This is a genomic window from Lachnoanaerobaculum sp., assembly GCF_057250505.1.
This window is the reverse complement of record NZ_DBHIEQ010000003.1, coordinates 1-21,494: the sequence shown is the minus strand read 5'-3', so window position 1 is coordinate 21,494 and position 21,494 is coordinate 1. Positions and strand designations below refer to the sequence as shown.

The 21,494-nt window shown below is 39.1% G+C and carries 24 protein-coding genes, 3 tRNA genes and 1 pseudogene; 21 read left to right on the top strand and 7 right to left on the bottom strand.

Annotation, left to right across the window (positions count from 1 at the left end; genetic code table 11):
- The first annotated feature begins 4 nt into the window (after window positions 1-4).
- A complete protein-coding gene (locus tag ACO6FI_RS02110) occupies window positions 5-1,120 on the top strand; it encodes a class I SAM-dependent methyltransferase (protein WP_485455897.1) in 1,116 nt (371 codons plus the stop codon).
- A 160-nt stretch (window positions 1,121-1,280) separates the two neighbouring features.
- Here the strand turns inward: ACO6FI_RS02110 and ACO6FI_RS02105 are convergent.
- Window positions 1,281-1,477: pseudogene (locus tag ACO6FI_RS02105) on the bottom strand (IS3 family transposase); the annotation flags it as partial.
- 596 nt (window positions 1,478-2,073) lie between these two features.
- Here ACO6FI_RS02105 and ACO6FI_RS02100 point away from each other — a divergent pair.
- From ACO6FI_RS02100 to ACO6FI_RS02085, 4 genes are read left to right on the top strand one after another with little or no spacing between them, the layout of a single operon-like run.
- Complete coding sequence (locus ACO6FI_RS02100; RefSeq protein ID WP_485455896.1) at window positions 2,074-2,808, top strand: HAD hydrolase family protein; 735 nt, start codon at window positions 2,074-2,076, stop codon at window positions 2,806-2,808.
- Window positions 2,809-2,810: 2 nt separating this feature from the next.
- Entirely contained in the window at window positions 2,811-3,785 is a 975-nt protein-coding gene (locus tag ACO6FI_RS02095; RefSeq protein ID WP_485455895.1) for a zinc dependent phospholipase C family protein, read from the top strand.
- 15 nt (window positions 3,786-3,800) lie between these two features.
- Complete coding sequence (locus tag ACO6FI_RS02090) at window positions 3,801-4,634, top strand: TerD family protein (RefSeq protein ID WP_485455894.1); 834 nt, start codon at window positions 3,801-3,803, stop codon at window positions 4,632-4,634.
- A 9-nt stretch (window positions 4,635-4,643) separates the two neighbouring features.
- Window positions 4,644-5,351 (top strand): AIM24 family protein, encoded by a 708-nt coding sequence (locus ACO6FI_RS02085; protein ID WP_485455893.1) that lies wholly within the window; start codon window positions 4,644-4,646, stop codon window positions 5,349-5,351.
- Between the two features lie 45 nt (window positions 5,352-5,396).
- Here ACO6FI_RS02085 and ACO6FI_RS02080 read toward each other — a convergent pair whose 3' ends face one another.
- Complete coding sequence (locus ACO6FI_RS02080; protein WP_485455892.1) at window positions 5,397-7,178, bottom strand: sugar phosphate nucleotidyltransferase; 1,782 nt, start codon at window positions 7,176-7,178, stop codon at window positions 5,397-5,399.
- 266 nt (window positions 7,179-7,444) lie between these two features.
- Here ACO6FI_RS02080 and ACO6FI_RS02075 point away from each other — a divergent pair, with 266 nt between their 5' ends.
- From ACO6FI_RS02075 to pepT, 9 genes are all read left to right on the top strand, one after another.
- Window positions 7,445-9,103 carry a cell wall-binding protein gene (locus ACO6FI_RS02075; RefSeq protein WP_485455891.1) on the top strand — a complete coding sequence of 553 codons (1,659 nt, stop codon included), beginning with the start codon at window positions 7,445-7,447 and terminating at the stop codon, window positions 9,101-9,103.
- Window positions 9,104-9,422: 319 nt separating this feature from the next.
- Window positions 9,423-9,818 (top strand): large-conductance mechanosensitive channel protein MscL, encoded by a 396-nt coding sequence (gene mscL, locus ACO6FI_RS02070; RefSeq protein WP_485455890.1) that lies wholly within the window; start codon window positions 9,423-9,425, stop codon window positions 9,816-9,818.
- Between the two features lie 9 nt (window positions 9,819-9,827).
- The gene (locus ACO6FI_RS02065) at window positions 9,828-10,199 is read left to right on the top strand and encodes a desulfoferrodoxin family protein (RefSeq protein ID WP_485455889.1); all 372 of its coding nucleotides are present in this window, start codon (window positions 9,828-9,830) and stop codon (window positions 10,197-10,199) included.
- A 3-nt stretch (window positions 10,200-10,202) separates the two neighbouring features.
- Window positions 10,203-10,361, top strand: coding sequence for a rubredoxin (locus tag ACO6FI_RS02060; RefSeq protein ID WP_040458062.1), 159 nt, complete (start codon window positions 10,203-10,205; stop codon window positions 10,359-10,361).
- Between the two features lie 109 nt (window positions 10,362-10,470).
- The gene (locus ACO6FI_RS02055) at window positions 10,471-10,671 is read left to right on the top strand and encodes a hypothetical protein (RefSeq protein WP_485455888.1); all 201 of its coding nucleotides are present in this window, start codon (window positions 10,471-10,473) and stop codon (window positions 10,669-10,671) included.
- Window positions 10,672-10,675: 4 nt separating this feature from the next.
- On the top strand, window positions 10,676-10,846 hold the full coding sequence (locus tag ACO6FI_RS02050; protein WP_009446124.1) for a DUF6472 family protein: 171 nt from the start codon (window positions 10,676-10,678) through the stop codon (window positions 10,844-10,846).
- Complete coding sequence (locus tag ACO6FI_RS02045) at window positions 10,846-11,994, top strand: rhodanese-like domain-containing protein (RefSeq protein ID WP_485455887.1); 1,149 nt, start codon at window positions 10,846-10,848, stop codon at window positions 11,992-11,994. Before ACO6FI_RS02050 ends, ACO6FI_RS02045 begins: the two co-directional genes overlap by 1 nt.
- 12 nt (window positions 11,995-12,006) lie before the next feature.
- Entirely contained in the window at window positions 12,007-13,158 is a 1,152-nt protein-coding gene (locus ACO6FI_RS02040) for a metallophosphoesterase (protein ID WP_485455886.1), read from the top strand.
- Between the two features lie 10 nt (window positions 13,159-13,168).
- The gene (gene pepT / locus ACO6FI_RS02035; RefSeq protein ID WP_485455885.1) at window positions 13,169-14,395 is read left to right on the top strand and encodes a peptidase T; all 1,227 of its coding nucleotides are present in this window, start codon (window positions 13,169-13,171) and stop codon (window positions 14,393-14,395) included.
- A gap of 55 nt (window positions 14,396-14,450) precedes the next feature.
- Here the strand turns inward: pepT and ACO6FI_RS02030 are convergent, their stop codons facing one another.
- Together ACO6FI_RS02030 and ACO6FI_RS02025 are read right to left on the bottom strand one after the other, a co-directional pair.
- Complete coding sequence (locus ACO6FI_RS02030) at window positions 14,451-14,870, bottom strand: RrF2 family transcriptional regulator (protein WP_485455884.1); 420 nt, start codon at window positions 14,868-14,870, stop codon at window positions 14,451-14,453.
- Window positions 14,871-14,966: 96 nt separating this feature from the next.
- On the bottom strand, window positions 14,967-15,242 hold the full coding sequence (locus ACO6FI_RS02025; RefSeq protein WP_448946497.1) for a GNAT family N-acetyltransferase: 276 nt from the start codon (window positions 15,240-15,242) through the stop codon (window positions 14,967-14,969).
- A 109-nt stretch (window positions 15,243-15,351) separates the two neighbouring features.
- On the opposite strand from ACO6FI_RS02025, the gene ACO6FI_RS02020 reads away from it, so the two are divergent.
- Window positions 15,352-15,424: transfer RNA gene (locus tag ACO6FI_RS02020), tRNA-Thr, on the top strand.
- 63 nt (window positions 15,425-15,487) lie between these two features.
- Here the strand turns inward: ACO6FI_RS02020 and ACO6FI_RS02015 are convergent.
- Both ACO6FI_RS02015 and ACO6FI_RS02010 read right to left on the bottom strand, forming a co-directional pair.
- Window positions 15,488-16,471 carry a biotin--[acetyl-CoA-carboxylase] ligase gene (locus ACO6FI_RS02015; protein WP_485455883.1) on the bottom strand — a complete coding sequence of 328 codons (984 nt, stop codon included), beginning with the start codon at window positions 16,469-16,471 and terminating at the stop codon, window positions 15,488-15,490.
- A gap of 14 nt (window positions 16,472-16,485) precedes the next feature.
- A tRNA-Arg gene (locus ACO6FI_RS02010) sits at window positions 16,486-16,558 on the bottom strand.
- A gap of 212 nt (window positions 16,559-16,770) precedes the next feature.
- Between ACO6FI_RS02010 and ACO6FI_RS02005 the strand changes: the two genes are divergently transcribed.
- From ACO6FI_RS02005 to ACO6FI_RS01985, 5 genes are all read left to right on the top strand, one after another.
- Window positions 16,771-17,592, top strand: a complete 822-nt coding sequence (locus ACO6FI_RS02005) for a hypothetical protein (protein ID WP_485455882.1) — start codon at window positions 16,771-16,773, stop codon at window positions 17,590-17,592.
- 1 nt (window position 17,593) lies between these two features.
- Entirely contained in the window at window positions 17,594-18,619 is a 1,026-nt protein-coding gene (gene queA, locus ACO6FI_RS02000) for a tRNA preQ1(34) S-adenosylmethionine ribosyltransferase-isomerase QueA (protein ID WP_485455881.1), read from the top strand.
- A 19-nt stretch (window positions 18,620-18,638) separates the two neighbouring features.
- Window positions 18,639-19,232 carry a L,D-transpeptidase family protein gene (locus ACO6FI_RS01995; protein ID WP_485455880.1) on the top strand — a complete coding sequence of 198 codons (594 nt, stop codon included), beginning with the start codon at window positions 18,639-18,641 and terminating at the stop codon, window positions 19,230-19,232.
- Window positions 19,233-19,462: 230 nt separating this feature from the next.
- Window positions 19,463-19,777: a hypothetical protein gene (locus tag ACO6FI_RS01990; protein ID WP_485455879.1), complete on the top strand. Its 315-nt coding sequence runs from the start codon at window positions 19,463-19,465 to the stop codon at window positions 19,775-19,777.
- A complete protein-coding gene (locus tag ACO6FI_RS01985; protein ID WP_485455878.1) occupies window positions 19,774-20,253 on the top strand; it encodes a GNAT family N-acetyltransferase in 480 nt (159 codons plus the stop codon). Before ACO6FI_RS01990 ends, ACO6FI_RS01985 begins: the two co-directional genes overlap by 4 nt.
- A 38-nt stretch (window positions 20,254-20,291) precedes the next feature.
- On the opposite strand, the gene ACO6FI_RS01980 is transcribed toward ACO6FI_RS01985, so the two are convergent.
- Window positions 20,292-21,200: a selenium metabolism-associated LysR family transcriptional regulator gene (locus ACO6FI_RS01980; protein WP_485455877.1), complete on the bottom strand. Its 909-nt coding sequence runs from the start codon at window positions 21,198-21,200 to the stop codon at window positions 20,292-20,294.
- A gap of 221 nt (window positions 21,201-21,421) precedes the next feature.
- Here ACO6FI_RS01980 and ACO6FI_RS01975 point away from each other — a divergent pair.
- Window positions 21,422-21,494, top strand: a tRNA-Lys gene (locus ACO6FI_RS01975).

Below are 21,494 nucleotides of genomic sequence, written 5' to 3'. Positions count from 1 at the left end.
GGATTTGAAAAGATGTATTAGTTGTAACGGTTCATTACATGAACTTATGGAGATTGAAAATATGCCTGCAAGTGCCCAGGATATACCGACAAAGGAAGAACTTGATAAAGATAAGGGTATAGAAGTGTCGCTTTGTGTCTGTGAGGACTGTAATCTGGTACAGTTAAAAAATGATGCGGTTTATTACTACAGAGATGTTATAAGAGCGGGCGGATATTCCACTACAATGGAAGACTTAAGAAAGAGTGAATACAAACATTTTATAGAGTTTGCGTCCCTTGAAGGTAAGAAGATAATAGAAGTCGGCTGCGGCAGAGGAGAGTTCTTAGGTATGCTTAAAGGTTTTCCGGTAGAAGGCTACGGTACGGAGCATAAAAAGGAACTTGTAGAGATTGCAAAAGAAGCAGGACTTAGAGTGGATGAAGACTTTCCGGAGAGTGAAGACCATGTATTTAAGAACGGTCCTTTTGATGCCTTTATGTCATTTAATTTTTTGGAGCATCAGCCGCATCCGAGAACATATTTAAAAGCAATTTATAACAATCTGTTGGAAGAAGGATACGGACTTATTACGGTTCCGAGCTTTGAGTATATATTGGAGCAGAACAGCTTCTATGAGATAATCCCGGACCATATCGCATACTACAATTTTGACAGTCTTACACATCTTTTAAATATAAGCGGATTTGAGGTACTTGAGTCAAGGACGGTCAACAGAGATACTATTGAAGTGATAGTGAAAAAAAGAAAGTTACCTGATATAAGCGGTATTATCTTAAAGAAGACAGACATTGCCAAAGAAGTACTTGATACGATAAAGGGATATTCAAAGATAGCAATATGGGGGGCGTCACACCAAGGATTTACACTTTGCTCCACAACAGGTATTGCAAAGTATGTGGACTGCATCATAGATTCGGCACCTTTTAAGCAGGGAAGATTTGCACCGGAATCGCATATTAAGATCATTTCACCTGATGATGCAAGAAATAGAGAACTTGAGGCGATAGTGATAGTAGCACCGGGATACACGAATGAGATAGCAGGTATTATAAAGACTACATTTGACAAGAATATAGAGGTCTACACATTGATGACCGACAAACTGAAAAGGTTATAATTATAAAAATATATAAATTTATACATTATTAACTATGTGAGAGTAGTAAAAGAGAGTATTAGTAGTAAGCACATTATATTGAAAAAATTCAGGGTGATTGATGTGACCCGAAAAGTTAGACTTTTTTAGCGTAGCAGTTTATATAGCTGCCACGCTATTTTTATGCAGCCAAGAGTCTAAGCCTGTATTGCAGCGGACTAGCCATCCTAGTTTTTCTTTAATTCTTTGTTCATTGTAATACTTTATGTATTGTTCGATTTCTGACTTTAGCTCATCATAGCTATAGTAAATAACACCATAATAGATTTCTTGTTTTATTAATCCAAAGAAGTTCTCCATAACAGAGTTATCATGACATTTTTTGCTGAAGTGTGCTTGTCAATTCCATAGTTTATAATTTCACCATTACACATATCCATATTTACGGATCTTTCGAATGAAAGAAGTAACCTGTAAACCAAGCTTCTACAGTATACGTTGTGCTTTCTTTTTGTTTACACAGTAGACTTTTATTGTATACATTAATCCATTTACGTAGCTGTGGATTAGAACCAAGTCAATATTTTTTAGAAATATGTAACGTTCCGCCTTTACCATCCAAATACTCTAAAATAACTTTCTTTTTGAATTCAAAACTATGTTTTGCCATAAAAATACCGACATCCTAATCGTGATATTTTGGTCTAACGTTTAGGGGCGGTACAAAATACCGGGTCCTTTTTGTATTTAAGTAAGGAGTGTTCCCCATAATACGGAAATTATAATAGAAGGAAGCAGGTTTGCCGCTCTTACAGTCTTAGGATATATGAGATTCAGTCAGAAACATAATATTCAATATATTTCCGACAAGTGAAATATTGTCAAGAACAGTCCTAGTCATAAAAGGTGAAAAATATACATACTTCAAAATTTTTTAAAATGACTATTTTATAAAAAAGTGTTAAACTGTCTTTATGGATATTTTATTTACAGATTTGGACAATACTTTGATTTATTCAAAGAAAACTGATATAAAAGACAGGATGAGTGTGGAAGTTTATAAAGGAGAAGATAACAGCTTTATGTCAAGGTACTCCTATGAACTTTTGAAGAAACTGCACAAAAGACTCCTGATAGTCCCTGTTACTACAAGGACATCTATTCAGTACAAAAGGATAAATTTAAGTATAGTTCCGAAGTATGTACTATGTGCAAACGGCGGTCAGCTTTTAAAGGACGGAGCGCCGGATGATGAATGGTATTTAAAGAGCCTTGAAATCATAGCGGATTCAGCTGATGAAAGACAAAGAGCATTCACAATGCTGAAAAAAGATAAAAGAAGAATATTTGAATGCAGAAATATAGATAACCTTTTTATCTTTACAAAATGCGATGATATTGAGGATGTGGTAAAAGACCTTAAGTCTGAGTTGAACATTGATTTGGTGGAAGTTTTATATAATAAAGAAAAGCTTTATATAATGCCGAAGAAATTAAACAAGGCCGATATGGTAAGACGCTTTATAAATGAATATAAAGGTGAAAGAATATTTGCGGCAGGTGATACGGAAATTGACAAAGGTATGATAGAGCTTGCAGATATAGGCTTTGCACATAAGAAATTAAATATAAAAAATATTTTTAATGAATATGAGGGACTTTTTTCTGATTACTATTTGACGAAGGTCTATGAATATACTAAGGAGTGAAGATGCCTGGATTTACAACACATTATATCTTGGGTGTAAAGGCATACGGACAGCTTGAAAACTCAGGGTTAAAGCATATCATCTCCAAATACAGATGGTTGTATCAGCTTGGGCTGCAAGGTCCTGATATGTTCTTTTATAATATACCGATATTAAGACACAGAGACTACAGAAATGTAGGCTCATATATGCATGAAAGCCATGTAAATGATTTCTTTGCAAATGCAATGTATGAGATACAGAGCATGGAATCGGTGCAAAAGAAACAACAGGCAATCAGCTATATTGCAGGATTTCTTTGTCACTATGTGGGTGATTATATCTGTCATCCTTATGTCTATGCCAGAATCGGACATGAGAGCGGTAAAAACAGTGCCTATGTATACGGTATGCACGCGGCACTTGAGAACGATATAGATACATTGCTCTTGTTAAAATATAAGAAAAAGAAGACTTCGGAGTTCAATCAGGCTGCAACACTTGCGCTAAACGGCTTTGAGATACAGTTTGTCTCGGATTTTCTTGCAAGAGTGATCAATAAGACATATTACCCGATAACATATAAGAACAATTTCAGAGTGACGTCTGCAATGGTACACAGGTCAGTACTTGCGATGAGATTCGGCGTGAGGACATTGGCGGATCCTACGGGCAGAAAAAAGAACAGAATAAATGCTATAGAGACTATTTTTTTGAAAGCGCCTATAGTATCACAAAAGATACTTTCGGATGAGATACCTGATGCGAAGAAGACTTTCAATCTGAATCATGAGATTTGGATAAATCCTTGGGATAAAGGCATATATTCGAGAGAAAGCTTTCCTGAACTGTTTGACAGATGTATTGAGAGATGTGAGGAAATATTTAAACTTTTAAATATAGAAATAATGCCTGAAAGGCTGGAGGATACGGATTTTCACAGATTACTTGCCTGTATCGGAAATTATTCGTATCACTCAGGTCTTGATGTAGGTTAAGAAAGAGAGGTGAATATGAGTACTTTTGTAATGAATGTTACAAAACCTATCAGTGCAAGTTATTTGGAAAACTTGAATCAAAAGAAAGGTATAGTACTGACAAGTGAAAATGTAGAATTCTTGAATACTTCATATTATAAGAAAAAAGATGCCGCATCTTCACAAAATACCGGCGCGGCAAAAAGTGTTGTGCAGCCGGCTACGTCCGTTCAAGGCGGTATACAGGCGGCTGCGGTAGGTCAAGGCGGTGCTGTAGGTAGCGGACAAAGTAATAATTCAACACATATCACATTACCGAGTCTTACAAAGAGGGTTTCAAAGGGGCAGAAGGTGCCGCTTAACTTCGGCTCAAAGAAGATAAAGGTAAACTTCGGATGGAATGTGAAAAATCCCATCTGTGATGTGGATGTATCGGCATTTTTGCTGTCGGGAAGCGGAAAAGTGGTCGGCGATGACTATTTTGTATTCTACGGTCAGGAAAGCAGCCCTGAAAAAAGTGTATTGTTTAAGAATGTGGAGACTGCAAATGTATTGGAAGTATTTGATATAGACACAGCCGTCTTGAATCCGGCGGTAGCCAAGATAGTTTTTGTAATGACCATCAATGATGCACTTGAAAACTCACTGAATTTCAGTATGTTGAAGGATGCCTATATTCAGATAGTGGATCCTTTAAATAATACGGAGTTGGCATCGTTTTTGGTGGAGGAATATTATAACAATATCAATTCCATGATGATGGGTGAGATATATTTGCATAACGGTGTATGGAAATTTAATGCAATAGGAAACGGAGTAAACAAAGATTTGGCAGGTCTTTGTGAATTTTATGGAGTACAGGTTATATAAGGAGGAAGTATGCTGACATTTGAAGTTATTAACGAGTTGACACTTAAGGTTACCTGTGAAGGTAATGACACATTGATTGCGAAGGCGGGTGCTTTCATAGCGGGCGAGAATGCCGGAGCGAAGAATTATTCTTTTGAGAAGATGATACTTGGACCGGGAGGCAGTATAGGACAGGCGATATTCGGACAGCTGGTAAGAAGAGTTACAGGTGAGAATATACCTCTTATGAAGGCGAATATGCACGGCAATTCCACAACATACTATGCTCACTACGGACAGCATGTAGTGGTATATAAGCTGGCTATAGGTGAGACAGTATCTGTAGAGTCTGAAAATATTTTGGCGTTTACCAATGACTGTGACTACTCAGTAAGATTTTTGGGAATAGGTGTGCTTTCACAAAAAGGCCTTGCCACAACAACACTTGTCGGTAGAGGTAATGATGCCTATGTGGCACTTTTGTCTGACGGCAATCCTTTGGTTTTATCCAATGTAAAATCTATGGACAGTATTGCGGTAGACCCTGACGCCGTAATATGCTGGTTCAGTAAAAACGGTATGGGAGATCCTCAGATAAGAGCCGATGTATCGTGGAAGACATTTATAGGACAGGCATCAGGTGAGTCCTATACTTTCGAGTGGCTTGGAAACGATCAGGTGACGGTGCTTATCCAGCCAAGTGAAAGAAGAGGCGGAATAAGTGTAAGTGTGGATTAAGAAAAAACGGCAAGGAGCCCTAACTCCTTGCCTCTTCATTTTGGGTTAATCTCTCATTGCCTCCACAAAGAAGTCTTTGGCGTATCTGTACATTTTCAGAGAGTACTCACCGAATTCCTCACCGATATTTGACTTATATACAGTCCATAATGCCCAAAGATAACCGCTCAGAGCCATATACGCATAGAGCTTTTTATACTCTAAGTCGGTAGGTTTTCTTTGCAGATAACTTTCAAAAAGTACGTTCGCTTCCTCTTTATCATAGTAAGAATAGATAGAACACATAGCCACATCTATTATAGGCTCAGCCATACCGGCGTATTCCCAGTCAATAAGCTTTATCCTGTCATCAGCCGTGATGATAAAGTTGTCTGCAACACTGTCAATATGGCACAAACATTTATGTGATTTCATATTATCAAGCAGTTCAAGTAATATCTTAATATTTTGTTGGACAAAAGATACATCCTCAAAAGATATTCCCCCGCTTTCATTACAAAGCTTGGTATAATACTCTATTCTCTCCGCAATATCAAAGCTGTGATTAACCTGTATATTTTTATCGTGCAGACTCTTTAAAAGTTTCATACATCTGCCCATCTCCCCTGCATCCTTAGGGTCGGCATTTCTTGAACCGTCATAGAACTTGGAAATTTTGTAGCCGCTTTTTCTGTCAAAGTAGATGATTTTTTCTGTAATATGTAAGTCTTTTACTGCCATATATGAGTCGTACTCATGCTTCCTGTCGATAAGTACATCTGTACCCTTTCCCGGTATTCTGCAAATATAGCTTTGATTGTTCACTTCAAATAGGAAGGACTTGTTGGTCATCCCGGCCTTAAGCGTACGCAGACCTTTTATATGACTCTGTGGAATATCAAAGACATTTGCAATAAGCTCAAGTGCGATATTTCCGCTGTTTTCCTTATACCTGTCATCAAATGCACGAAGTTCTTCAAGATTTTCAAACTCGTAGACTTGATTGTCAGTTTGCGGATTGATATGCATTGCAGGCAAATCCTTATTCTTAGCCTTTATCTCATTCATAAAAACATTTTCCCAGTACCAGTCATCACTTCCCGGAGTAAAAAATGCTTTTTCAAGTATAGGTATAAAGACATTTGAAAAATCTTTACAAAAATAAACCGGACCGTACATCACATAGGCGTCCTTGCCTCCTACCTTTATATCTGTAATCTCGCGCTTTTTATTAAAATTAAGTACCCACTCATTTGTATTTCCTTCCATATATACAGAAGAATACCATGAGTACGGCTCATAGCGGTGGTACATATTCTCACGCATCCAGTTGTCTGAAGATAATATGTAGACATTAGAGCCTTTTATATACTCTGCGGCATAGTGCAAAGTGGAAATATTATTTTTAGTGGAATAGTCGGGATTGTATACAAGCTTTACATTATACTTATCTATGAGGTAGTCAAAATGCTCCTTAAGATAACCTACAACAATAATGATATCGTAAATGCCTACATCATGAAGCTGCTTTATCTGGCGTTCAATCATCCTTTCACCAAAGACCTCAAGCAGACCTTTAGGAGTTTCAAATGTAAGCGGAACAAATCTCGAACCGAAGCCTGCCGCCATAATAATTGCTCTGTCCACCTTAAATGTATCAAGATACTCAAGTCCTGACGAGGTCAAAACGGTCATGTTGTCACACTTGGTTATATAGCCAAGTGTGAGTGCTTCTTTTATAAGAGTGTTGACACTGCCAAGTGAGAGCAACATCTTCTCTGCCAGTTCTCTTTGTGTGATTGTATTACATTCAAATATTTCTCTAAGTAAATAAGCGTATTTATTCATAAGTACTCCTTATGCAAGTTCAAAAACAATAAAATTATACATATATTGAACATATTAGCACAATAGATAGGATAAGTACACAGATTCGTAGTAGAAATAAACTTTTGTAATATTTTCGTAAGAAATCAGAAAAAGAAAATATATTGTAACATATAAAATAAAGTTATATACTGTGAGTGTCCTGAAGGAAAGGACTTAACAAAGAACCTTTACCCAAAGGACGCATTAGATTTTTAAAAGGATTTCAAAAAGGAGATGCATTCATTATGAGAAAGCAAACAAAGATTGCTGCATTAATTTCAGCAGCAGCAGTTCTTTCAGTTGGCGGAGCTATGACAGCATTTGCTGCTACAGGCTGGCAACAGGAGAACGGTACATGGGTATATTATAACAGAAACGAAGAGAAGGTAACAGAGCAGTGGCAGAAGTCAGGTGATTACTGGTACTATCTTGATGACAAAGGGGAGATGGCTGTTGATTCACTTATCGACGACAACGGTGATACATACTACGTTGATGTAAACGGTGTTATGGTTACAAATCGTTGGGTAGCAGTTGACAATGAGAACGCAGGCGACGAGAACGAGCCAAATCAGTGGTGGTATTACTTCGGAGCTAACGGTAAGGCTTACAAGAGAAGTGATTCATCTACAGGTGACGTTTCACTCAAGACTATCAACGGTAAGAAGTACACATTCAATACTGACGGTAAGATGCAGTACGGTTGGGTAAAAGACGGCGAGACTCAGTACGATGATAATGCTTGGCAGGATTCTCAGTACTACTTCGGTGATGAGAACGACGGTGCTATGGCTGAAGGCTGGAAAGAGATTGCTATAAAAGATGATCAGTCAACAGATGCTCAGCCTGGTGACAACTACTGGGATGAGGATCAGACAAGATGGTTCTACTTCAAGGCTTCAGGTAAGAAGGAGAAGGATCAGACAGGTAAGACAATCAACGGAAGAAAGTACGGCTTCGATGAGTACGGTCGTATGAACGCAGGTTGGGTAACAAAGGCTACAACATCTAATGCATCTGTTAAGGATGGCGGTACACAGGGTATTGCAACATACTCAAACACATTCATGAACTACTCAACACCTGAGGACGGTGCCAGATATACAAAGGGTTGGTTTAAGGTAACTCCTGGATACTATCTCCAGAAGGATAAGTATGAGGACGGTACTGACTATTGGTATTACTCAGACGGTAACGGAAAGCTTGTTACAAACCAGATTAAGACTATCAACGGTAAGAAGTATGCATTCGATAACTATGGTAGAATGATTGACGGTTTCGTAGTACTTCAGATGCAGGGTAACGCTTCCGGTGCAGGTTACAGCTCAAAGGATATCGTTGAGAAGCTTGACGATGAGAACAGATATGATACAGAGGATCGCTATGATGCATTTGTAAAGGCTAATGACAGCTCATTCAAGTCAGGAAAATTTAGAGCATACTACTTCGGTAGCAGCGATGACGGTTCTATGAAGACAGGTAAGCAGAACGTTGATATCGACGGCGAGAAGCTTACATTCGAGTTTGAGAAGAACGGTTCTAAGAAGGGTGTAGGTATTGTTGGTATGAGTGACCACAAGTTCTATATCGGTGGTAAGCTTGCTACAGCTGACAGTGATAACAAGATAGAGATTGTTGTACTTGACAGAAATAATCAGCTTGTTTCAAAGCAGAGCGTAGCAGATGCTCTTGCTGCATACAGCACAAGATCTAAACAGCATAAAAAGTCAAACGGTGACGTAGAGTACACAGAGTACGAGCTCAACAACCTTCCTACAGGAGCTAAGGCATATGTTGTTAACACAACAGGTGCTATGGTTAAGAGCGGTACAAAGAAGGATGGAGAAGATTACAAGGTTAAGACATCTAACTACACAGTAGATTGGGTTCGTCTTGATGAATAATCTCAGGTAATTTTATAGGTTTTATAGGCTTGAGGTGGAGCGTGGCGAAGCCTCATGGCATCTGATAAATCTAATGCGAGAGGGATACTTTCCTATGGGAGGGTGTCTCTCTTTTTTGTACAGGGGTTAATGGGTATAAGAAATATTGTGAGTATTTTAGATTATGTATATTTTCAAAAACAAGAATAATTCTTATTATTAGTACTTGACATTTTCTTAGATATGGTACATAATAATAGCACATTGAGGTTGTGCAAAATTAAATTAGTCGTTTGATTTATGTTAAGCTCACGCATGACCGAAGAATATAGGAGGACAAATGTTAAAAGATTTTAAAGAGTTTGCTTTTAAGGGCAATGTTTTGGACATGGCGATAGGTGTTATCATAGGTGCGGCTTTCGGTAAGATAGTTACATCTTTGGTAAATGATTTGATTATGCCTATCATATCTATTCTGACAGGCGGTATCAACTTCACAAATTTGAAGTTAGTTATCACTCCTGCACATGGAGATGTTGCCGAGAATGCTGTAGCATACGGCTCATTTATCCAAAATGTAGTTGATTTCCTCATCATCGCATTCTGTATATTCTTCTTCGTAAGGCTTATAGAGAAGTTTAAGAAGAAAGAGGAAGTGAAGGTAGAGGCTCCTAAAAAGGCAGATGATGTTGTTCTTCTTGAGGAAATAAGAGATTTGTTAAAGGCAAAGAAATAAGGAGGAAATATGTTTTATCGTTGTGCACACTGTGGAAATATTGTTTCAGTAGTAGTTAACGGTGGCGGTACACTTACTTGCTGCGGTGATGAGATGCAGCTTTTAAAGGCCAATACAACTGATGCGGCTAAGGAGAAGCACGTACCGGCAGTTACTGTTGAAGGAAATAAGGTTGTTGTTAATGTAGGTAGTGTTGATCACCCTATGACACCTGAGCATTATATTCAGTTTATCATGATTGAGACAAATCTTGGTAAACAGTATAAGGGACTTACACCTGATGATAAGCCGCATGCAGAGTTTGTTTTACAGGATGGTGAGAAATTAGAGGCAGCTTATGAGTATTGCAATTTACATGGTTTATGGAAGGTAGAGGTGTAATTTATGAAATATGTATGTGATGTTTGCGGATGGGAATATGATGAGACAGTAGGAGATCCTGATAATGGAATAGCTCCGGGAACAAAGTGGGAAGATCTCCCTGATGATTTTGTATGTCCGCTCTGTGGAGTAGGTAAGGATGAGTTTTCTAAGGAAGGCTGATTGATATAATGATTTTTAAGAGCCCTGAGGGGCTCTTTTTATTATATTTGTGTGCGTTAACTATATATGCTATACTTGAATCTAAGCAGTTGAGGCAATGAGGATGATGATGGAAAATATTTATAATGATATAATCTTTAAGTCTCCTCCGACTCTTAAGGTGCCGCTGTCAAGGAGTGAGAGAGCCGCGCAGTATTTGGCATTTGAGGCGGTGCTTAGCGGCAGCAAGCTTTTGGAGATGGCAAAGGAGATTTGGCTTAGGGAGTATGCTCCTGAGGACTACCAAAGAGAAGTGAAAAAGAACAGGTAATACTATGATTTGCGATTTTTGCATAAATTATATATATGACGAAGATGAGGAAGGTTATATATGTGATGTGGATATGGACGAGGACGACTACATAAGGATGAGGAGCAGTGAATATACTACCTGCCCGTATTATAGGAATAATGACGACTACTTGATAGTAAGGAAACAGATTTGATGGAAATTGTTATAGAGAAGCTGCTTGAAAAGCCGGATGTGACAGTGATTGACATAAGACCTGAGCATGAGTTTGTAAGAGGCAATATACCGAACTCTGTCAATATAGCCGAAGATGAATTGCTAAAAAGGATTGAGGAGTTTGATAAAAGCGATGTGATATGTCTGGTCTGTGCTACAGGTAATAAGACAGAGTATCTGAGTGAAGAACTTGAGAGTTTGGGCTATGAGAATGTATACAATCTAAAGGGCGGCTATGAAGCCTATATGAAGCTTAAGCTGAACGAGTTTTTAAAAAATGAGAGTGAAAGCCGTAAGGAAGATAATAAAGCTAAGGATATTGAAAGAAGCATAATAAAGAAGTTTCGAAAGAGTATTTGGAGAAAGTTCACTGCGGCAATCAATGAGTATGAGCTGATAAAAGACGGCGACAAGATTGCGGTTTGTATATCGGGCGGCAAGGACTCCATGCTTATGGCAAAGCTTTTTCAGGAGTTGCTTCGTCACGGCAAGAAAAACTTTGAGCTTGTATTTTTGGTGATGAATCCGGGATATGACGATATCAATTACCGGACAATACTTGACAATGCAAAGCTTTTGGATGTGCCTATAACGGTGTTTGAGTCTTCCATATATGATATTGTGGCGGAGGATGAGAAGTCTCCATGTTATCTGTGTGCGAGGATGAGAAGAGGACATCTATATGCAAAGGCTAAGGAGCTTGGTTGCAACAAGATTGCGCTGGGACATCATTTTGACGATGTTATAGAGACTATAGTGATGGGTATGTTATACGGGGCTCAGATACAGACAATGATGCCCAAGCTCCATTCCACAAACTTTGAGGGTATGGAACTTATCAGACCGCTCTATCTGATAAGGGAAGACGATATAATACATTGGGCAAAGTATAATGAACTGAATTTTATCAGATGTGCCTGCAGACTTACAGATAACTGCTCGATATCTGAGACCGGCGATAAGGGCTCTATGAGAGCCGAGGTAAAGAAACTTATAAGGGAGTTGGCTGCAAAGAATCCGTATATTGAGAAGAATATTTTCAGAAGTGTGGAGAATGTCAGCCTGGATACGGTGATAGCATATAAGAAGAACGGCGTTAAGCATTCATTCTTGGAAAGCTATGATTAAGAGGAATTTTGTATGAGTGAAGAAACTTTGAATATTATGGTGGCTACAGATCTTCACTACCTTTCAAAGAGTATCAATGACGGTGGAGAGGCCTTTTGCAATGTGATGTCTAAGAGCGACGGCAAGGTGATGACATATATCGAAGAGATTATGGATGCGTTTGTGCTTGAAGTTATAAAAAGAAAGCCTGATGCTCTCATTTTGCTTGGAGATTTGACATTCAACAGTGAAAGAATAAGTCATATAGAACTGGCTGCAAAGCTTGATAATATAGTTGCCGCAGGAGTGCCTGTGTATCTGATACCCGGCAATCACGATATAAACCATGAAAGATGTATGGGCTTTCGGGGCAATGAGGTCTATAAGGTGGAGAGCGTTTCCGCTAAGGAGTTTCAAGAGATTTATCATAACTGCGGATACTCTCATGCAGAGTATTTTGATAAGTCTTCCGCGAGCTATGTGGCAAAGCTTTCTAAGAGTCTCTATGTTATAATGCTTGATACAAACTCATACAGTCAAAATTATTTAGGTGAACAGGCTCTTATTTGGCTTGAGAATGTATTAAAGGAGATATCAAAGCCTGATGTACATATACTTGGAGTCAGTCACCAAAATCTTTTGGAGCATAATTTTATGTTTACGGAAGGTTTTATGATAAAGAATGCGCAAAGGATAGAAGAGCTTTATAAGAAGTACAATGTAAAATTGAACTTAAGCGGTCATATGCATATACAACATATTGAAGACAGGGGTGTGGCGGAAATAGTTACATCCTCACTGGCGGTCGCGCCGAATCACTTTGCAAATATTGTATATGACGGTAAGAGTTTTAAATATTTGACACAGTCTTTGGAAGTTGAAGCGGTAGACGGTTTTAAAAGTATCAGCAGGCATGAGTTTGACGGTGTCGGAGAAAGGCAGCTTGTAAGGCTGTTTAAGACACATGGGTTTGAGGATATCAGTGAGTCGGATATTGAAAAAATGGGTAAGGCCTTTGTAAAAATGAATGAGAAATATTTTGCAGGCGAGATTTTTGATGCCGATGAATTTGAAGAGGGAATAAGGCTTTGGGAAGAGCAGCCTGAGAGCTTTACTTCAGTCTATATAAAGAGTATATTGGAATCTGTATGCAAAAATCAGAATATATTTGAAGTGAGATTATAGAAAGGGAAATATGGAGAAATTTTTAGATAGATTTTTAGGTTATGTTAAGAAGAATACAAGATCGGACGATACCAAGGCGGGGGTAGTGATTCCGTCCACAGCTTCACAGATGGAGTTTTTAAAAGATCTTTGTGAGGAGTTAAAGGAGATAGGCCTTGTAGACGTGAAGATAAATGAAAAGAACGCATTCCTCACTGCGACTCTTCCCGCCAATGTGGAAGATGCTCCTGTAATAGGATTTATTGCACATGTGGATACTGCCGACTTTAATGCGGAGAATATTTCACCGCAAATTCATGAAAATTATGACGGTAATGATATTGTACTTGGAGCCAGCGGATTTGTACTTTCACCAAAGGAGTTTGTGAATCTGAGAAACTATATCGGACAGACTCTTATCACTACTGACGGCACTACACTGCTCGGTGCGGACGATAAGGCCGGTGTATGTGAGATTGTGTCCGCCATGGAGTATCTTATAAACAATCCGCAGATAAAGCACGGTAAGATACGTGTGGCTTTCGGATGTGACGAGGAAATCGGTGTAGGTGCCGATCACTTTGATGTAAAAGATTTCGGCTGTGACTTTGCCTATACCATGGATGGCAGCGCGGTAGGTGAGCTTCAGTTTGAGTGCTTTAATGCCGCCGAAGCTAAGATTGATATACTCGGTAAGAGTGTACATCCGGGAGATGCAAAGAATAAGATGATAAATGCTCTTACAATCTCAAGAGAGATACAAAATGCAATGCCTTTTGTATGTGTGCCTGAAAAGACTGAAGACAGAGAGGGCTTTATACATTTGATAGAGGCTCACGGAAATGTGGAAAATGCAAGTCTGACATATATTATCAGAGACCATGACAAGACTCTTTTTGAGAATAAAAAGTATATTGTGAAGAAGGTCTGTGAGGATATCAATGAGAGATATGATATAGAAAGAGTGAAGCTTTCAATGCATGACGAGTACCACAATATGGCGGATATCATAAAGAAGGACACAAGAAGTGTGGATATTGCAACAAAGGCCATGGAGACTTTGGGAATAAAGGTGAACAAGGCGCCTATCAGAGGCGGAACGGACGGTTCCAAGATATCATTTATGGGACTGCCGACTCCGAATATCTTTGCAGGCGGTGAAAACTTCCACGGCAGATTTGAGTTTGTCAGTGTAGAGTCCATAAAGAAGGCTATTGATGTGATTGTTGAGATAGTAAAGATAGCGGCAGAGAAATAATATATTTATAAAAAAGGTTTTACCGGATACAAATGTATAGGGTAAAACCTTTTTTTTAGATGATGAAGTCGTTTCCCGGATCTTCCACTATCAAATCCGCTATGGATATACTGTCAAAGAAGTCGTTGATCATCTTTGAGAGTCTGCTCCACATATCTATAGTGCGATATTCGCTGGTACGATACATACTGTCAGTATCTTCTTCATCAATCATTATATTTTCTTCTGCAATTCTAAGTACCTCACCTACCGTGATGTCGCTTGGTCTCTTGGTCAGTTTATAGCCGCCACCCTTGCCCCTTAAGCCTACAAGCAGTTTGTTTTTTACAAGTAGTTTTATAATGCTTTCAAGGTACTTTTCCGATATATCCTGTCTCTTGGCGATATCACGAAGCGGTATAAAATCATCCGACTGATTCTCGGTCAAATCAATCATTACAAGCAGTGAGTATCGTCCCTTTGTTGAAATTTTCATATTATTACCTACCTTTATTTATAATCCTATTATACAGGTAGGTAATAGGTAAATCAAGCAAATAATAAAACATATGTAAAAAATATGCTTTATATACTATCCTAAATAGATATCTTTATACTCATCCTTGTTTTTATCAAACCACTTTACGGCGTATGAACAGCTTGCCTTTATCTTTTTATTGTGAGTTTTGGCATAGTTTATTACCTCAAGCATAAGCTTGGCGGCTATACCCTGCCCTCTTAGGCTGTCGTCCACAAAGGTGTGGTCTATAATTATTGTATTGTCATCTAAGTTAGGGAATGTGACCTCGGCAATCATCTTGCCCGCATCATCATTCATATAAATTCTACCGTCAGTTATATTAAACATAGTACCTCCTTTTTTATAAGATTAGCATCTTTAAGATAAAAGTCAAGGCGGCTGAAGTTGCGGCACATATATTGACAGCTATTTATCTTTATGCTAGTATTATGTAGATGCTGCTGTGGCACAGGTGGTAGCGCACCTCATTGGTAGTGAGGAGGTCACGGGTCCGAGTCCCGTCAGCAGCTTGAGTTTAACCCTTGATTTTACAAGGGTTATTTTTTATTTGTGTGATATTTCGTGTTAAAAGCTTATGTATAGCCGTAGATTCCTCTGACGCTTACTTCGCCGCTTATTACTCTTTTTATTTTCCCGTTTGCATTTACAAGCAGGGCTCCTGTTTCATCAATACCCAGTGCAGTGGCAGGGTACTCGCCCTTAGGGTCAAGTATCATGACCTCTCTTCCTATATTGGCTAAACGGCTCTCATACTTTGATTTGAGGATGCTCATATCCTCGGTCTGCATAAAAGTATCAAGGTCTTCATAGAAATGATATATGGCACTTGAAATTATTTTTGCTCTGTCTTCCTTGATACCGGTTTCAAGTAAGAGTGAAGAAGCGGTATCCTTTATATCGTAGGGGAATGCGGTATCATATACATTGATTCCGACTCCGGATATAATATACTTTATACCGTCCATATCTGAGCTCATTTCTGTAAGTATGCCGCAAATTTTCTTTGAGTTGATAACGATGTCATTCGGCCACTTTATAAGAGGAGATATATGGTAAAGTTCCTCTATTGCATCACAGATTGCGGTTGCCATAATGAGAGTGATCATAGAAGCCTTTTCAAGTGAAATATTCGGTCTGATACAAAGGCTCATATAGATACCTGTAGAGCTTGGCGAACTCCAACTTCTGCCAAGTCTACCTCTGCCCAGGGTCTGAGTATCGGCCACTACAAGAAAATCCGATGGTATGGAATCCGCCGCCTTTTTGGCATAAGTATTGGTGGAGTCTATACTGTTAAAGTATAAAACCTTAGGGAAAACCTTGCAGTCATACAGATGCATAGAGGTTTCTATCTCAGCTTCATTCAGAATACTTTTATTCTTGGTAAGAAGATATCCTTTATTATTGACCGACTCGATATCATAGCCGTCATTTTTCAGTGCGGTCACGGCTTTCCATACAGCGGTTCTTGATACCTCCAGTTTATGTGAGATATCCTGACCGGATACATGGCTGTCGCTTGAAAGCAATATTTTTAAAACTTCGTCCTTTAACATATTACTCCTTAAAATGTATCAAGTGGGAATCGAACCCACCATCTTCAGAGTCGGAGTCTGATGCGTTATCCGATACGCTATTGATACAAAAATTTATATTATGATGCCGGATGTAAATAAACATCGGTATCACAAATATTAGAAAATTATATCATTTTTTATAATAAATTGATAGGTGATTTTTATTTCGAAATTTGATAAAATTATAAAAGTATGTTTTTAAGTCTATATGGATTTTGCAAAGGCAGGTCTATGTATAAAAGCAGTTTAAACAGTATTATTAGTATAAAGAGGAAGTTATGAAGAATAGAAAAATAATAACAGGGCTGGGTATGATGGCGGTAATAATGGCGGTAGCTACAGGGTGCAGCAAGAATGTCGCTACAACAACTCAAAGCACTGAGGAGACAACTACGGTACCTGAGTCTACAATGTCTGAAGAGGAAAAGAAGTTATCCGATTATAAGACCTACGGTATGCAAAAGGATCCGATTCCGGGTATAGTGGAGCTTGTAAAGAACTATCAGTACTCAAAGGTCAATGCGGATGCAAGAAGAATGTACAATGTATTCGGAAGAAGTGACGAGGACGGACTTGCAGATTTACAATCGAAGCTTAACGATGAAGCCAAGGTTTATGAGTCGTTTGATGATACAGTTACCTATGTGACAAAGGGATATGAGCCGAACTCATATGTGGTATTTATCAGTTCAAATGTAAAGTTTCACGACATTGATACAAAGGCGCCTATGCTTACTTGGACATATGTTATGGAAAATCCTAAGGACGCTTTCTATATGGTGGAAAACGACAAGATGACCGAGGACGAAAAGAAGTATGTGGATGAAGTTTCAAAGTCCGAGGATATCATTGCACTTGATGCACAGATGAGAAAGGACCTTGCCGCAGCCGTAACAAGCGATATTCAGCTTGGTACACTTTACTCTATCTGGGTTAAGAACGCTTCGACAAATGAGACTGCGGCCGCTAACGAGACAAGTACTGCAGCTGAAACTTCAAGTGCCGAGTCAAGTGAGGAAGAAAGCACTGTAGAGAGTATCAGTGAGACAACCAAGAATGAGGCTAATATATCCATAGCAGAGACAAAGAGCGGAAACTAATATGGATGTAAAGGATTTTTGGTATGATTTGCCTGAGGAACTTATAGCGCAGGATCCGCTTGAGGACAGAGCGTCTTCAAGGCTTTTGGTACTTGATAAGAATACAGGTGAGATTACACATAAGCATTTCTACGATATTATAGACTATCTGGATGAGGGAGATTGTCTGGTCCTTAATGAGACCAAGGTAATACCTGCAAGGCTTATGGGAGTAAAAAAAGATACAGGTGCGTCTATAGAAATATTGTTGCTTAAGAGAAAGTCAAAGACCGCTTGGGAATGTCTTGTAAAACCGGGGAAAAAATGCAAGGTCGGTGCGGTGATTGAATTCGGTGACGGTTTGCTTATAGGAACTATAAGCGATATCGTGGAAGAGGGAAACAGAATCATAGAGTTTGAGTTTGACGGTATCTTTGAGGAGATACTTGACAAGCTTGGAACAATGCCGCTCCCTCCGTATATTACACATACTCTTAAGGATAAGAACAGGTATCAGACAGTATACGCAAAGAATGAAGGTTCGGCGGCGGCTCCTACTGCAGGACTGCATTTTACGAAGGAATTGCTTAAGAGAATAGAGGAAAAGGGAATCAGACTTGCCAAGGTGACGCTTCATGTCGGACTCGGCACATTCAGACCTGTGAAGGTGAGCGATGTAAACGATCACCATATGCATTCGGAGTTCTTTCAGATTTCAAAAGAGGCTGCGGATATAATCAACAGCACAAAGGCAAACGGGAAAAGAGTCATATGTGTGGGAACTACAAGCACCAGAACCGTAGAGAGTGCGGCGGATGAAAACGGACATCTTGAGGAGAAATCGGGTTGGACTGAAATCTTTATATATCCGGGATATAAGTTTAAGGTGTTGGATGCGCTTATTACAAACTTCCATTTACCTGAGTCCACTTTGGTGATGCTTGTGAGCGCATTGGCAGGCAGAGAAAATATTTTGCATGCATACGAAGAGGCGGTGAAGGAGAAATACAGATTCTTCAGCTTCGGGGATGCGATGTTTATAAAGTAATTTTTAGGAAAGGAATTTTATGAAAAAGAGAAAAAGTTTTGTGGCATTGCTTATTTTATCAATGCTTATCAGTTTGATGAGCTTCAGTGCATACGCGGCTTCGGTAAGGAAGGTAAGCACAAGCAATTACACACCGGTTCAGAGTGAGCCGTCTACAAGAATTTATGTAAGTAAGATGAACAAAGAACTTACACTTATAGCCGACAATAAGGTGGTAGGCAAGTGGCCTTGCAGCCTCGGAGAGTTCTCGGCCAACGGAACAAAGCAAAAGCAGGGAGACAGGACCACTCCGAACGGTGATTACTATATCTGTGTAAGAAATGACAAGAGTGCATATCATCTTTCACTCGGACTTTCTTATCCCGATAAGGCGGCTGCCGACAGAGGATTTGAGTCGGGTATCATCTCTCAGGCCGAGAAAGATGCTATATACAGTGCGATTGACAGGAAAGTATGCCCTCCGTGGAATACCGCACTTGGCGGCGCAATAATGATTCACGGCAATTATCAAAAGGGTATACCTACAGCGGGATGTGTGGCTGTAAGTGATAATGTAATGGATATTCTGTGGCCGTACGGACAGCTTGGAATTAAGGTTTCGGTAGGACCGTAAAGATATTAGGCATATTGTAGCGAGGCTATGATATGCCTGTTTTTATAACAAAATTGGGAGGAATAATGAATATCAGATTGGCGACTGCCTTGGATGCTGACAGAATATTTGAGATATACGAGTATGCAAGAGCATATATGAAAGCCCACGGCAATCCTCATTAATGGGGAGATGACAGGCCCGAAAAATCTCTTACAAAAGACGATATAAAGAATCAAAGATGTTATGTAATGGAGGATGATGGTCATATATTTGCCTGCTTTGTATTTACAATAGGATTTGAAAAAGAATACGAGGTTCGTTTTCCTTCAAAGAGCGAGTACGGCGTGATACACAGAGTCGCAAGTGACGGAAGTAAAAGAGGTATTGTAGAGCGGATAGTGGACTTTGCAAAGGGGAAAGTGAATTTACTTAGAATAGATACACATGAGGACAATAAAACCATGCAAAAGTGCATAGAGAGGCAAAAATTTAAAAGACTTGGTATAATATATTTGGAAGATACAAGTCCAAGGATTTTGTATGAATTAAAGGAGGGTTTATGATAAGACATGTAAAGGCTGATGATTTGGATAGACTGGCAACGATAGAGGCGGCATCTTATCCGAAGGCTGAGGCGGCAAGCAGGGAAAGTATAAAAAAGAGAATGGAGAGCTTTCCTGAGTGCTTTTGGATTTTGGAAGAGGACGGCGTTATAAAGAGTTTTATAAACGGTATGGCTACGGATGAAGAGGATCTGACAGATATTATGTACGATGACGCCTCAATGCACAAAAAGGACGGAAAGTGGCAGATGATATTTTCGGTAGTTACTGAAAAATCTTACAGAGGACAGGGACTTGCAAATCAGGTGATGAACAAGGTGATAGAGGATTGTAGGGCAAGGGGACGAAAGGGAATTGTACTTACCTGTAAAGACGGACTCAGATTATTTTATGAGGAATTCGGATATAAGGATGAGGGTATATCACAGTCAAATCACGGCGATACTATCTGGTATAAGATGAGACTGACATTCTAATAAGCATAAAGACCGGTATATGCCGGTCTTTAATATTATCAGATGTTTTCAAATTTTTTCTCGGATATCATTTCCTGTATATAATCTATAAAGAGCTTGATTTCAGGGACTATCTTTTTTGAGTTCATGCAGTGCAGTGAAAAATATCTGGTTTTGGCACTTTCAAGAGGATAGGTAATTATCTGATTACTTCCCAAAAGATTTTGAACGGAAAATCTTGAACATATACTGATGCCTACACCGCCTACTATCATATGCTTTATAGATTCAAGGTCGTTTGTCTGTACAACTACATTCAACTCAGTCTTCTTTATTCCAAGGCTTTCAAGCAGCTTACTTGCAATAAACTGTGTACCTGAACCGTTTGCCCTAAGTATCATAGGGTGTTTCAATATATCGGATATTTTTGCATTGCTTTCCTTGAGTTGTCGGTATTCATCAGTAGCAGGTGTGACAAGCATAAGGTGATCGCTGCACACCCTTATACTTTCACACATCGGAGAACTTACATCCTTGCCTGTAAATGCTATGTCCACACTGCCGTTTTGTAAAAGTTCACCTATTTCATCGCTGCCGCCCTGCCAAATACTGAAATGTACCTCAGGATGTTTTTGCCTGAATTCGGATATTATCTGCGGCAAAAGGTATGTGGACGGAATGGAGGAAGCTCCGAGGTGTATCAATTTCTTGGTTGTCTGTTGCAAAGATAGTATGGCCTGATCCTTGGTCTCCACTATCTTTCTGGCATATGCAAGGAAGGCTTCCCCCTCAGAGGTCAGAGTAATTGACTTGGTGGTACGAAGAAGTAATTTCTTGCCCAGGTCGTCCTCAAGATTTTGTATATGTGAACTTACTGTTGATTGTGATAAATATAAATACTTTGCCGCCTGTGAGAAACTTTTCAGTTCTGCCGTAGCCACAAAGGCTTCCAATTGTCTAAATTCCATGACGATCTCCTTAGATAAGATTTTCTCTCATCTATTATATAGTAAAGTAATAAAACTTGCCACCATATAGAACATTGTAAGCCGTTTAAAGCTTTAAAAACATGGCTGAAAGACTTTTTTAAAAATTTTAAATTTTTTTTGAAAAAGTGTTGACATATGTTTGTATATATTGTATTATATCGGAGTGTTCAGCGAACAGCAAACACAAAAACTTAAAACAAGCGCCTTTAGCTCAGTTGGTAGAGCAGTAGACTCTTAATCTATTTGTCCAGGGTTCGAGTCCCTGAAGGCGCA